We start from the raw sequence: 13,241 nt of genomic DNA, 5'->3' as shown, positions 1-13,241 counted from the left end.
GTGGCAGGTTTTGAGGCAATTTGCTGTGCCGCAATACATTGACATATGCTGGACTGACTACAGAAAAACCGCCAGTGGGTTAGTCTGGCGGTTTAAATGATTTACAGACGTTTTGATTAAGATCAGTGGTTGTCGCGCGGTACGCCCGCACCTACCTGAGCGATGCGCTGATACTTGACTGCGTTTTCAAGTACCATGCCCGACCCCATCTGACCGACCACGCCACGCTGCATTTCCTGCCACGGCGTCTGGTGCGCCGGGTACTGGAAGCCACCGGCAGCCTCAAGCGCAGCGCGGCGCTTTTCGATTTCAGCGTCGGAGATCAGGACATTGACCGTGTTATCGTTCAGGTCGACGCGTACCTGATCGCCGGTTTGCAGGATGGCAAGGTTGCCGCCCGCCGCCGCTTCGGGTGAGGCGTTGAGAATCGACGGCGAACCCGAAGTGCCCGACTGACGACCATCGCCGATGCAGGCCAGGGAGGTGACGCCGCGCTTCAGCAAATAGTTGGGGGCGCGCATATTGACGACTTCAGCGGCACCCGGATAGCCGATGGGGCCGGCACCGCGCATGAACAGGATGCAGTGCTCGTCGATGTTCAGGGATTCGTCGTCGATGCGGTGGTGATAGTCTTCCGGGCCGTCGAAGACGATGGCGCGGCCGGTAAAGGCGTTAGGCGAAGTCGGATCAGACAGGTAGCGCTCCCGGAATTCCGGGCTGATCACCGAGACTTTCATCACTGCCGAATCGAACAGATTGCCCGACAGGACACGGAACCCGGCTGCGAGCTTCAGGGGTTGCTCGAACGGGCGAATAACACGCTCGTCTTCGATTACCGCATCGCGGCAGTTTTCGCCGATCGTCTTGCCGTTGGCCGTGAGAGCGTTTTCATGGATCAAGCCGTGCTTGATCAGCTGACCCACTACGGCGGGTACGCCACCCGCATGGTGATAGTCTTCACCCAAGTATTCACCGGCCGGCATCAGATTGACCAGCAGCGGCACCTCTTCACCGTACTGTTGCCATTCCTCGATCTTCAGGTCCACGCCTATATGGCGGGCCAGCGCATTGAGGTGGATAGGCGCGTTAGTTGAACCGCCGATGGCCGAATTGACACGGATGGCGTTTATGAAGGCTTCCTTGGTCAGGATATCCGACGGCTTCAGGTCCTCGTGTACCATGTCCACAATTCGCTTGCCCGTGCGGTAGGCGCATTCCTGACGGTCGCGGTGCGGGGCCGGGATAGCGGCCGAGTAGGGGAGCTGCATCCCCAGCGCTTCGGCCAGGCTGTTCATGGTCGTTGCAGTGCCCATGGTGTTGCAGTAGCCGGTCGAAGGCGCCGAAGAGGCGACGAGCTTAATGAAGCCTTGATAGTCAATTTCGCCAGCGGCGAGCAGTTCGCGGGCCTTCCACACTATGGTGCCCGAACCCGTTCTCTCACCCTTGTACCAGCCGTTGAGCATGGGGCCGACCGACAAGGCGATGGCCGGGATGTTGACTGTAGCGGCGGCCATCAGGCAGGCCGGGGTCGTCTTGTCGCAGCCGATGGTCAGCACGACGCCGTCCAGAGGATAGCCATAGATAACTTCGACAAGGCCGATGTATGCCAGGTTGCGGTCAAGCCCTGCCGTCGGACGCTTGCCGGTTTCCTGAATCGGGTGAACTGGGAATTCGAGCGGAATACCGCCCGCTTCGATAATGCCATCGCGTATGCGTTTAGCCAGCTCGAGGTGATGGCGGTTACACGGGCTGAGGTCAGAACCGGTCTGGGCGATGCCGATGATCGGCTTGTCCGACTGCAACTCCTCCAGCGACAGGCCGAAATTCATGTAACGCTCAAGGTAGAGCGCCGTCATGTCGGCGTTTTCAGGATTGTCGAACCAGGCGCGCGAACGGAGCTTGGTCTTGGAACGGGAGAGGTTGCGGTCGGACATCGGTGTGGGGATTCTCTACTTCTTGGATTACTTAGCGACGAAGAGGTGGTGAACCGTCGTCTGGGTATAGGTTTCGCCGGGGTTCAGACGAGTGGTCGGAAACTGCGGCTGGTTAGGGCTATCGGGGAAGTGCTGGGCTTCGAAGGCGACGGCGTCGCCCATGCGCGTGACCTGACCGTTGCGGCCCGGAACCTTCCCGTCGAGGAAGTTGCCGGTGTACATCTGAATGCCTGGCTCGGTGGTCAGGATCTTCAGGCCGCGGCCCGATTTAGCATCAATCAGGGTGACGGCCTGTTTAGGCGTCTTGGTCACGCCGCCGCGCAGGACGTAGTTATGGTCGATGCCGAGGCCAATCAGGATTTGCGGATCGCGGGCGTCGCGCACGCGTTCATTGATCACCGCCGGCTTGGTGAAATCAAACGGCGTTCCCTTGACCGGGGCGATATTGCCGTATGGAATGGCGGTTTCATTTGTGGGCAGATAACCGTCGGATTCCAGTTGCAGCGAGGCTTCGAGGGCCGAGCGGCCCGACCCCACGCCTGCCAAATTGAACAGGGCGTGGTTGGTCAGGTTGACGATGGTCGGCTTGTCCGTCGTCGCCTTATAGCGAATGGTCAGGTCGTTGTTTTCAGTGAGGCTATAGGTCACCTCAATCTTCATGGTGCCAGGATAGCCTTCCTCGCCATCCGGTGAGGTATAGGTGAAGGTGGCCGAAGCCTCGCCCGTCTTGCCACCGCTTTTGACCGCAGCCAGGGTCCAGTTGACCTTGTCAAAGCCTTTCAGGCCACCGTGCAGGTGGTTGCCATTATTGTTGGTGGCCAGTGTATAGGTCTTGCCATCCAGCGTGAACTTGCCCTTGGCGATGCGGTTGGCGAAGCGACCAACGGTCACACCCAGATATTGCGGGGTTTCGACATAGCCCTTCAGGTCGTCATAGCCGATGGTGATTTCGGCGGCCTTGCCTTGACGATCGGGAGCCCACAGCGATTGCAGGGTTGCGCCATAGGTGATGACCTTGGCCGAAACACCTTTGGCGTTTTTCAGCACCACGGCCTTGACCTCGGTGCCGTCGGACAGCTTTCCGAAGGTTTCGCTGGTGGCGGTGGCGGCTTGAGCGGTATTAACGCCCATCAGCGTTAGAACAAGCGCTGCGAGCGCAGACGAATTGCGGAGAGTCATGGCGTCAGGCCTTTCCTATCAAGGAGCTGTTTTGCGTTTCCCATAGTCATTTGGCGCCGGTTCACGCCGGATGCCACAGCAGCCTGATTAAACCCTGCCTTTTAGTCAGACAATAGGTAAATGAGGTTTTTTAATTATATGATAAAATAGGGAGGCGCAACAAAAGATGACGCGTCAAAGACCAAACTCAGGCCGGATTATGCTCTTCCAGAAATCCGATGGCAGCTCTGATCATATCGAGGCGTGCGGTTTCGATCGACATCCAGTGATCCTCACCTTTTAACCGCACCAGTTCTACTTTTTTTCCAGCCCCCTTCAGAGCGTCTTCCATGCGCGTCGACTGCGAGAAGGGCACCACGGTGTCATCAAGGCCGTGAATAAGTAACACAGGTGCTTTGACCCTGGCCGCGTTGTACGCAGGCGATACGGCGTTCAGATCGGCATCGGCACCGAAGAACTGGCTCCAGTAGCGATAAGCCCCCGCGTCGCGCCCGCCCTGTTTGATGGCCGTGGTGACCAGCATCCCCTTAAGATCGGAAACGCCAGATACCGATATGGCGCAGCGATAGATATCCGGTTCGAAGGTAACCCCCGCCAGCGCCGCATAGCCCCCGTAGGAAGCCCCCATAATAGCGGCGCGCCCAGCATTCACCGTACCCTGAGCGGCAAGATATCGGATGCCGTCTGAAAGGTCAGTTTGCATCTTCTTTCCCCATTCGCCGTGGCCTCGTTGTACGAAACTGTAACCGTAACCGGCCGATCCACGGAAGTTGGGTTGCAGCACAGCATATCCGCGCGTCGCCAAGGCGGCGGCCATCCAGTCAAAGCTCAGATCATCGCGCGCCTGCGGGCCGCCGTGCGGCAAGACCACCAAAGGCAAGTTTCGTGGCTCTTTATGGGGTGGCAGGGTCAGAAAAGCTTCTATTTTTAGACCGTCCGATGCTGTGTAAGTGATCTTTTCCTTTTGGCTGATCCAGTCTGCGGGCAGGCCTGGATAGCATTTGCCCACCTCCTGAAAATTGCCACTACCAAAGTCGATATAGAAATAGGTTCCCGCATCGTCTGCGCCCTCTACGTAAAGGAGCATTTTTTTCGGGTCTTCGGCCATGTCGACTAAGCGTATGCGGTAGCCAGGCATGGCCTTTGCAGCACTTTCGCTGAGCTTTTTCAGCAAGGCATCGGTATAGTCGTAGCGTATCCAATCGTCCCGATAGGAGAATCCGGCGAAGCGTTTAGTTGCTGGATGAGTCAAAACCCAAGGTGAACGGCCTTGCAAGCGCATGGGTTCAGATCGTGTGCCATCGGGTCGAAATTGAACAAACCCGGCATCCTCCTCATCGTCTTCCTGATAGGGAATGCGCACAACCACTCCCTGACCGTCAGCTGAAGGGCAGATGAGATTAGGATAGCGCTCTGCGGGGTAGGTATCGGTAAAGACCTTCTTCCATTGGCCCGCCTGATTAAGCAGAAGGGACCATGTCTTGGCACCATAGTCTATCTCGCTGCGAGCCAAGGGATAGCCTTCCGCGTTGACAACCCAGTCGCGCGCCTGAGCGGAGTGATCCAAAAGAGTGATACTGCCGGTCGCAGGATCAATCATAACGAGTGCCAGATTGCTGGCCAAACCAACCCCTACCAGCTGGTGCTTACCGTTGATATTGACCCGCTCGGGAATGGAGTAAAACCATCTGGAATAAGCTTTCTTGTTCTCGAAAAGCGTCACCATAGTGCCACTTTGCAGATCAAGAACGCGTACAAATAGAAATTCCCGCATACGTGCCCGCGACTGGTCCGATGACCCGGTCATGGTTTGCACGACAGTAATGTGCGAGTTCGAAGCCCAGAAGATACCCCGCACTTTGATAGGACCGAGATTGGTCTGTTTGGATGTCTTCGTGGCCAGTTCGTAGTCGAACAACACTTTGTCGCCATTACGTTGCGACAAAAGCGCTACTCTCTTGCCATCGGGTGATAAGGCCAGCGAAATGATCGCGGGATCGCGGGCCAGAACCTCAAGCTCAGGGCGTGGTGAGTCGGTCACTGCCTCTTGCGCACAGGCGGTGGTGACGCCCATAGTGCTGATTAAAGCCGCTACGGCGGTGTGCAGGGCGGTGCGGCGGTTAACTTCTGACATGTTTCATCCCCCGGATATTTCAGTTCCACATATCAGTGGCCTGTGTCGTCTTTGTAAAGACGTTAAGCAAACTGATTCCCGAAAAAGGTCGTCTGGCGCTTGGCGTAGTTGCGGGTCTTTTGTTTAGCCAGATTGCGGGCGTCATCCAGCGTCATTTCCCCCTTCAGATGCGCCCACAACTCCGGCAGGCCCAGAACGCGCAGAATAGGCCAGCCGGCCTGCAGGCCGGCGTCCATTAGGGTGCGCACCTCGTCCAGTGCGCCGTGCGCGATCATCTGGTCGAACCGCTGGTCACAGCGGGCATAGAGACCGTCGCGGGCGGGTCTGAGGATGTCGAAGCGATAGCTATTCGGCGGTAGGATGGGGTGGGTATCGGTCTGCCAGTCGCTCAAGGCGCGTCCCGTCTGCCACACCACTTCCAGCGCGCGGCACAGGCGCTGGCGATCATGGGGGGCCAGACGAGCCTCCGTTACCGGGTCGAGCTGGCGCAGGGTGTCTCGCACAAAGACCTCGCCGTGCGTGTCGTAGGTGGCGCGAGCACGCTCACGCACCTCAGGCTCTATCTCCGGGATTTCGGCCAGTCCGCGGACCAAAGTGAGGAAATAGAGCCCTGTGCCACCGACGATGCACAGGGGCGTCTCGCCGGTTTGCGCAGCGGTAATGAAGGGCAGGGCAGCGCGCAGCCAGTCGCCGGTGGACCACTGTTGGTCCGGGGGCAAAAAACCATAGAGTTCATGCCGGGCCTGCGCACTTTCCGCCGCATCCGGCCGCGCCGTCAGCAACGGCACATCGGCGTAGAGCTGCATCGAATCGGCATTAAGGATCACCCCGCCGGTCTTGGACGCCCAATCCAGCGCGCGCGCCGTCTTGCCCGAAGCGGTCGGGCCGCCCAGCAACAGAATGTGAGGGTCTGGCATCGGCAGGGTCTGCAAAAGGGGTTGTGTCGTTCCTATTTCCGCCTATACGGCGCAGGACATTCTACGGAAAGACAAATATGCCCGATCTTGACAAACAGCAGGTACTCGACGCGCTCAATACGGTCATCGACCCGGTGAGTGGGCAGGGGCTGGTCACGGCCGGTCTAGTACGTGGTCTGACGGTGTCGGTGCCGCGCGCGGGCTTCATGCTGGAGGTGCCGGCGGCGCAGGTCGAACGCTATGCGCCGGTGCGCGAGGCCGCTGAAGCCTTGCTGGCGGCCCTGCCCGGCATCGAAAAGGCGCAGGTCGTCCTGACCGCCGAAGTGGCCGAGCCCCACACGCCGCGTCCCGGTCCGCAGGCTAAACTGTCGCCGCAGGCTGCCGATCAGGGCAAGCCCAAAGCCCCGGTGGCCACAGCGCGTCCGGACCATGTCAGACATGTGGTTGTGGTCGGTTCCGGCAAGGGTGGGGTGGGCAAATCCACCGTCTCGCTCAATCTGGCGCTGGGGCTGAAGGCGCTGGGGCTGAATGTCGGTTGGCTGGATGCCGATATCTACGGCCCGTCGGGTCCGGTCATGCTGGGGCTCAACACGCCGCCGTCGTTCAGCGCTGACAAGAAGATGCTGCCGCCGGTCGCTTTTGGTCTGAAGGTCAATTCGGTCGGCTTTTTAGTCGATGCCGATCAGGCGATGATCTGGCGCGGGCCGATGGCGTCCCAGGCTCTGACGCAGTTGCTGACCCAGACGCAATGGGGCACGGCGGAAGTGCCGCTTGATGTGCTGATCGTTGATCTGCCGCCAGGGACGGGTGATGTGCAGCTGACCCTGACGCAAAAGACGCTGATCGACGGGGCGGTGGTGGTCTCCACGCCGCAGGACATGGCGCTGATCGATGCGCGCCGGGCCGTTACGTTGTTCGACAAGACGCAGATACCGGTGCTGGGCATCATCGAGAACATGGCCTATTTCGTCGGCGCCGACGGTATGGCGATCGAGATTTTCGGCCGCGGGGGTGCGCAAAAGATGGCGCAAACGCTGGAGCGACCGTTTCTGGGCGAAGTGCCGCTCGATCCGGCCTTACGCCAGGCGGCCGACCGTGCCACGCCGCTGCGCGATGGTCCGATAGCAGAGCGGTTTGCCGCGATGGCCAAGGCGTTGTGGAGCGATCTGACTTCGCGTGTCTGATATGGCTTTTGTCATTTAAATGAAGTGCACTGCTTTTGAAAGGCAGGTGTGCGATGGCGGGCAAGTGAAGTGGTGCAGGCGCGCATTGACGGCGTGATCAAGGAGCGGGCCGGGGCTGTGCTCAGCCAGATTGGGCTGACGGTGTCCGACGTCGTTCGTAGTCTGTTGACCCGCTTTACCAATGAGGGGGCCTTGCCCGCTGGGCTGACAGGCGATTCGCAAGCCTATGACGTCTGGCTTCGGGATAAGGTCCGCGAAGCTATGGAGGACCAGCGGCCGCCTGTTTCCCATGCAGACGCCCACGCTCGCATGGCAGATATCAAGGCCCAGGTTCTGGCGCGCCGCGATGCGAAGGGCCAATGATCATTCAGTGGTCGGCATCGGCGCTTGATGACCGTATTAAAACGTTTCAGTTTATTGCCGATGACAGTGTGACCGCGGCCGCGAGGGTGAATGAGGCGGTAGACGCCGCGGCGGAACATCTGGCGGATTTTCCGGACAGTGGCAGACCGGGACGTGCTCCGAGTACACGCGAATGGGTGCTGAACGGGCTGCCTTATCTGCTGATTGAAAGCGTTGAAGGCCACAGTCTCACCATCTGGCGCGTCCTGCATACCTCACGGCTGTGGGCGTAATAGCCGCCCTGCAGGTCGCACCTCAGAGGTAGGACAACCACCAGTCCTTGCGACGTCGTTTCAGCGCCGACCAGTAGCGGCACAACGGATAGAGGAGGCACAGAGTGATCACCCAGCACAGATAGGTCACCCACAGGGGCAGAAAGCTGTCGTCGTGAGCGGCGGCCGGGTTGAAAAAGGCGATGGCCAGCGGGTTGAACTGCGTCGCCAGGCTTTGCCCCGCGATCAGGTGCGCGGCCATAGACACAAGGTGCATGATATAGAGGTGGCCCAGATAGGCCATCATCGGCACCGAGCCAAAGGTGCGCAGAATGGATGAAAGGCTTGTGGGCAGGCGATCCAGCCCCGGTGTCAGCAGAAAGACGATCCCCATTGTTGCCGCTGTGTAGAGCAGGGACGGCGGGTATTTTGCCACATTGAAAAAGTCCATCAGAGTGTGCACCGGCACAGTGTGCACGGCCCAGGGCCGCGGGTCGCCATACAGATTGCTGAGCCGCAGCAGGACAAAACCGATGAACAGTCCAAGCCCGCACAGGATCAGGATGCGATTGCGGTTGGGCTTAAGAAAGACGTCTCCCATGCCATAGCCGAAGGCGATCACGCCTATCCACGGCAGCACCGGATAGAGCAGTAGGATGTCGAAACCGGCGAATTTGAAAATATTGACCTGAAAGAGGAAATGCCACAGCCAGCCGAACAGACCCAGCTGATCAGCGTTGATGCCTCCGAGCAGATTATGCAGCGTAATAATCGCTATCCCGATCCCCAGCACGGCCCGACGGGGCAGCCAGACCAGAGCCGAAAGCGCGATCATCGACCAGCCAATCGCCCATAAGATGGCCAGAAATAGCGGCATGGGGAGTGCGAAGGACCAGCCGAAGCCGACCACCGTGATTTCAAGAACGATCAGCCACAGGCCACGCGTCAGCAAAAAGACCGACAGGGCCGCGCCGCTCTTGCCGCGCACATTCTGAAGCCAAGCCGAGACGCCGGCTAGAAAGATAAAGGTTGGGGCGCAAAGGTGCGTCACCCAGCGCGTCATATACAGGACGGCATTGGTCTGCTGGAAATCGAGCGGATTGATCTTGAAACCGCTGATGTGGGTGTAATCGCGCACATGGTCCAATACCATGATCACGATGATCAGGCCGCGCAGTATGTCGATTGTCGCCAGCCGCTGGCCGGAAGCGCTCACCGGCCTAGCGACGGATGCGTCGGTTTCTGTCATGGCCTACCCCCGCCGTAAGGTTGACATATTTAACGTAACGCTAACCCAGCTTTTACGGTGTGCAAACGTTTATTTTCAGACGGTCTGAGCTTGCACCGGTTGAAGACGTAACCATATCCGGTGCGGTTACTTTTTTAAGCGGAGCCCCCTATGTCGCTCGATACCCTGTTCTCCCCCTATGAACTGAAATCGCTGAAACTGAAAAACCGCGTGGTTATGGCCCCTATGACGCGCGAGTTTTCTCCAGGCGGTGTCCCGACCGCTGACGTGGCCGCTTATTATCAGCGGCGCGCCGAAGGCGGGGTCGGGCTGATCCTGACCGAGGGCACGGTAATTGAGCGTCCGGCCTCCAAGAACGAGGCCGGCATCCCCAACTTCTTCGGTGAGGCGCTGCCGGCCTGGGGCAAGGTGGTCGAAGCGGTGCACGCCAGGGGCGGGCTGATTGCGCCGCAAATCTGGCATACCGGCGCGGCCGCGTCGCGTGGCGATTATGACCCTCAGCCGAAGCAGAGCCCGTCGGGCATCGCGCTGGATGGGTCGCAAAAGTGGGAACCGATGACTGACGCCGATGTGGCTGACACCATCGCTGCCTTTGCGCGCGCGGCAGGCGATGCCAAAAAGCTGGGCTTCGATGCGGTGGAACTGCACGGGGCGCACGGTTATCTGATCGACGAATTTTTCTGGGACCGCACCAACAAACGTACCGATCAGTGGGGCGGCGATACGATCGGCGCGCGCACCAGATTTGCGGCGGAGATCATCAAAGCCGTGCGCGCTGAGGTCGGGGCCGACTATCCGCTGATTATCCGCATTTCGCAGTTCAAGGGCGGGGTCTATGACGCGAAGGTCACCCACACGCCGCAGGAGCTGGAAGACTGGGTGCGGCCGCTGCTCGATGCCGGAGTGGATATCATCCATGCCTCGCAACGCCGTTTCTGGGAGCCGGAATTCGAAGGGTCTGACCTCAACTTTGCTGGCTGGATCAAGAAGCTGACCGGGGCGCCGGTGATCACGGTGGGCAGTGTCGGTCTGGCCGAAGACTTCATCAACTTCTTCGGCGGGGCGCAAGCCAATCCGCAGGGGATCGACGAACTGCTGCGCCGTCTGGAGCGCGGGGAGTTCGATCTGGTGGCCGTTGGTCGTGCGCTGCTGGCCGATCCGCAGTGGCTCAACAAGGTCCGCGTCGGCCAGCTTGAGGACGTCAAGGCATTCGACCGCTCAGCACTGGCGTCGCTGGTTTAAGGCATTCTACTCCCTCAGTTTACTGGGGGAAGTGGGCGCCGAAGGCGTGACGGAGGGGGCAGGCGCCGTTTCTAAAGCGCAAGCCGACAAAGTGGGTGCCACTTTTCGGGTAACGTGAGCGACAACACAAAAGCTTACATCACTCGTCGGCTCAGTTGAACCGACGAGTGACCTGAAGTCCCCACCACCACATCTCACTCTCTACGTTCGCTCGTGCGGTCCCCTCTCCAGTAAACTGGGGAGGTATAATTATATGCGTTTGCGCTCATAGACCTTCACAGTGAAGTCGTAATCGTCGCCCTCCGCCTTGGGGCAAAATTCCGACTTCACCTCGACCCATTGAGCCGGGTCGATCTCCGGAAAACGCGCATCGCCGTCCAGCGTTGTGTGCACCTCGGTCACATAGAGGCGATCGGCTTTGGGCAGAGTCTGTTCATAGATGTTGGCTCCGCCGATCACGACCACCTCATCCGCTCCGTCATCAGCGGCGTGTTCACGGGCGATATCAAGCGCTTCAAACAGTGAATTACAGACGATGCCGCCCTCGGCCTCGAACTTCAGATCACGCGAGCAGACAAGGTTCAGCCGCCCCGGCAGCGGTTTGCGCGGCAGGGAGTCCCAGGTGTTCGACCCCATGATAATGGGTTTGAACTGGGTGGCGGCCTTGAACAGCTTCAGGTCGGATTTCAGATGCCACGGAAGGGCGTTGTCGCGCCCGATGACGCGGTTCTCGCTCATGGCGACGATAAGGGCGAGTTTGGGTTTCTGCATTATTTTTTCCTCCTCCCCTATGAGCGATGCGAACGGGGAGGTGTCGAGCAAGCGAAGCGCGTCGAGACGGAGGGGCAAAACGAGAGGGTTATGCCCCTCCGTCGCGGACCTTGCTACGCAATTGCCGCGCCACCTCCCCCGCTACGCAGATGAAGAGATTATACCGCCACCGGCGCTTTCAACGCTCCGTGCGATTGGTAACCGATCAGTTCGATATCGGCATAGTCAAAGGCGAACAGGTTGGTCTTGGCGGCCAGTTTCAGCGTTGGGAAGGACATCGGATCGCGCGACAACTGGGTTTGCGCTTGCTCAACATGGTTGAGATAGAGGTGCACGTCGCCGAAGCTGTGCACGAAGTCACCGACCTCAAGACCGACGGCCTGCGCCACCATGTGAGTCAGAAGCGCGTAGGAAGCGATATTGAAGGGCACGCCCAGAAACACATCGGCAGACCGCTGATAAAGCTGACACGACAGCTTGCCATCCGCGACGAAGAACTGAAACAGGCAATGGCACGGCGGCAGGGCCATGTCCTCGACTTCGGAGGGATTCCACGCCGAAATGACGTGGCGACGCGAGTGGGGATTGGTTTTCAGATTTTCGATTAGTTGGCTCATCTGGTCGATCACCCGGCCGTCCGGTGCCGCCCATGAGCGCCACTGCTTGCCATAGACAGGGCCAAGGTCGCCGTTTTCGTCGGCCCATTCGTCCCAGATGCTGACGCCGTGATCCTTGAGATATTTGATATTGGTATCGCCCCGCAGGAACCACAAAAGCTCGACCGCTACCGATTTGAAGTGCACCTTCTTGGTGGTTAGGAGCGGAAAACCCTCCGCGAGGTCGAAACGGATCTGACGGCCGAACACGCCCTTGGTTCCCGTGCCCGTGCGGTCCATGCGGGTCACGCCATTGGCCATGATGTCACGCACCAGATCGAGATACTGATATTCAGGGTGTCGGGACATGGGACGCTGCTCTATAGGGAGGGGACGATTCTCATTCCGGAGTATAGCCCGTCATGACTCTGCCCGTCTATTATGATCGCGACTGCGACCTAGCTGTGATCCGCGGCAAGCGCCTGCTGGTCATCGGTTATGGCTCGCAGGGCCGCACGCAGGCGCTGAATGCCCGTGATTCCGGGGTGCGAGACATCCGCGTGGCGCTGAGGCCCGACTCAGCCACACGTAACAAGGCCGCTGCCGACGGGTTTGAGGTGGTGACGGTCGAAGACGGCGTGCGTTGGGCCGAGGTGATCGTCGTCCTGACGTCTGATGAAGCGCATCAGGCTCTGCTCCGCGATCAGGTAGGGCCAAACCTGCGGGCGGGTCAGGCGCTGATTTTTGCGCATGGGCTGTCGGTCAATTTCGGACTGGTCACGCCCCCTGCGGATGTTGATGTGCTGCTGGTCTCACCCAAGGGGATCGGACCGCGCATTCGCGACATTTATGAGGCGGGCGAAGGGGTTTTCTGCTTGTTTGCGGTGCAGCAGGACGCGACGGGATACGCCAAGGCCATTGGCCTGTCGTTCGCGGCGGCGCTCGGTTGCGGGCGCAAGGGGATTTTGGAGACCACCATGAAGGCCGAATGCGAAAGCGACCTGTTCGGTGAGCAGGTGGTCCTGTGTGGCGGTACGCGCGAACTGGTCACCACGGCGTTTGAGACGCTGGTGGCGGCGGGCTATCCGCGCGAAGTGGCGTGGTTTGAAACCTGCTACGAGCTGAAGCTGGTCGTCGATTTGCTTTGGGAGCGCGGGATGTCCGGCGGTTTTGAGAAGATTTCTAATACCGCCGAATACGGAGCCTATCTGACCGGCCCGCGCATTATCGGCGAAGCGTCAAAAGCCGCGATGGACGCTGTGCTTAAGGACGTGCAGTCGGGCGATTTTGTCCGCGCCCTGATGGCGGATTACGACGCAGGCGCTGTCGATCTCAAACGCCGCCGCGCGGCGCTGGCAGACAATGCGCTGGATCAGACCAAGCGCTATCTGGACGGGGTGGCGGATTCTGCTAAACTCTGA

12 protein-coding genes are annotated in these 13,241 nt (G+C 59.4%); 5 read left to right on the top strand and 7 right to left on the bottom strand.

The genetic code is table 11. The annotated features are described in order from the left end of the window. Window positions 1-122: 122 nt before the first annotated feature. The 4 genes from ASTEX_RS08655 to miaA form a co-directional block, all read right to left on the bottom strand. Window positions 123-1,934 carry an IlvD/Edd family dehydratase gene (locus ASTEX_RS08655; protein WP_013479238.1) on the bottom strand — a complete coding sequence of 604 codons (1,812 nt, stop codon included), beginning with the start codon at window positions 1,932-1,934 and terminating at the stop codon, window positions 123-125. Between the two features lie 27 nt (window positions 1,935-1,961). Further along, window positions 1,962-3,113, bottom strand: coding sequence for an aldose epimerase family protein (locus ASTEX_RS08650; RefSeq protein WP_013479237.1), 1,152 nt, complete (start codon window positions 3,111-3,113; stop codon window positions 1,962-1,964). A gap of 187 nt (window positions 3,114-3,300) precedes the next feature. Further along, window positions 3,301-5,247 (bottom strand): S9 family peptidase, encoded by a 1,947-nt coding sequence (locus ASTEX_RS08645; RefSeq protein WP_013479236.1) that lies wholly within the window; start codon window positions 5,245-5,247, stop codon window positions 3,301-3,303. Window positions 5,248-5,309: 62 nt separating this feature from the next. Beyond that, the gene (miaA, locus tag ASTEX_RS08640; protein ID WP_013479235.1) at window positions 5,310-6,164 is read right to left on the bottom strand and encodes a tRNA (adenosine(37)-N6)-dimethylallyltransferase MiaA; all 855 of its coding nucleotides are present in this window, start codon (window positions 6,162-6,164) and stop codon (window positions 5,310-5,312) included. Between the two features lie 77 nt (window positions 6,165-6,241). Between miaA and ASTEX_RS08635 the strand changes: the two genes are divergently transcribed. Genes ASTEX_RS08635 through ASTEX_RS08625 form a run of 3 tightly spaced genes read left to right on the top strand, consistent with a single transcriptional unit; the run spans window position 6,242 to window position 7,983 of the window. Continuing rightward, window positions 6,242-7,348 carry an Mrp/NBP35 family ATP-binding protein gene (locus ASTEX_RS08635; protein ID WP_013479234.1) on the top strand — a complete coding sequence of 369 codons (1,107 nt, stop codon included), beginning with the start codon at window positions 6,242-6,244 and terminating at the stop codon, window positions 7,346-7,348. Between the two features lie 48 nt (window positions 7,349-7,396). After that, window positions 7,397-7,711 (top strand): type II toxin-antitoxin system RelB/DinJ family antitoxin, encoded by a 315-nt coding sequence (locus tag ASTEX_RS08630; protein WP_013479233.1) that lies wholly within the window; start codon window positions 7,397-7,399, stop codon window positions 7,709-7,711. Next, on the top strand, window positions 7,708-7,983 hold the full coding sequence (locus ASTEX_RS08625; protein ID WP_013479232.1) for a type II toxin-antitoxin system RelE/ParE family toxin: 276 nt from the start codon (window positions 7,708-7,710) through the stop codon (window positions 7,981-7,983). Before ASTEX_RS08630 ends, ASTEX_RS08625 begins: the two co-directional genes overlap by 4 nt. A gap of 22 nt (window positions 7,984-8,005) precedes the next feature. On the opposite strand, the gene ASTEX_RS08620 is transcribed toward ASTEX_RS08625, so the two are convergent. Continuing rightward, the gene (locus ASTEX_RS08620) at window positions 8,006-9,211 is read right to left on the bottom strand and encodes an acetyltransferase domain-containing protein (protein ID WP_013479231.1); all 1,206 of its coding nucleotides are present in this window, start codon (window positions 9,209-9,211) and stop codon (window positions 8,006-8,008) included. A gap of 150 nt (window positions 9,212-9,361) precedes the next feature. Here ASTEX_RS08620 and ASTEX_RS08615 point away from each other — a divergent pair, with 150 nt between their 5' ends. Continuing rightward, the gene (locus ASTEX_RS08615; protein ID WP_013479230.1) at window positions 9,362-10,453 is read left to right on the top strand and encodes an NADH:flavin oxidoreductase; all 1,092 of its coding nucleotides are present in this window, start codon (window positions 9,362-9,364) and stop codon (window positions 10,451-10,453) included. Between the two features lie 249 nt (window positions 10,454-10,702). Here ASTEX_RS08615 and ASTEX_RS08610 read toward each other — a convergent pair whose 3' ends face one another. Together ASTEX_RS08610 and ASTEX_RS08605 are read right to left on the bottom strand one after the other, a co-directional pair. Further along, window positions 10,703-11,224, bottom strand: coding sequence for a dihydrofolate reductase (locus ASTEX_RS08610; RefSeq protein WP_013479229.1), 522 nt, complete (start codon window positions 11,222-11,224; stop codon window positions 10,703-10,705). Window positions 11,225-11,382: 158 nt separating this feature from the next. Beyond that, on the bottom strand, window positions 11,383-12,189 hold the full coding sequence (locus tag ASTEX_RS08605; RefSeq protein WP_013479228.1) for a thymidylate synthase: 807 nt from the start codon (window positions 12,187-12,189) through the stop codon (window positions 11,383-11,385). Between the two features lie 53 nt (window positions 12,190-12,242). On the opposite strand from ASTEX_RS08605, the gene ilvC reads away from it, so the two are divergent. Then, window positions 12,243-13,241, top strand: coding sequence for a ketol-acid reductoisomerase (gene ilvC / locus ASTEX_RS08600; RefSeq protein ID WP_013479227.1), 999 nt, complete (start codon window positions 12,243-12,245; stop codon window positions 13,239-13,241).

Origin of the sequence: Asticcacaulis excentricus CB 48, assembly GCF_000175215.2 — a bacterium.
Taxonomy (GTDB): Bacteria; Pseudomonadota; Alphaproteobacteria; order Caulobacterales; family Caulobacteraceae; genus Asticcacaulis; species Asticcacaulis excentricus.
This window is presented reverse-complemented; position numbering and strand designations above follow the sequence as displayed.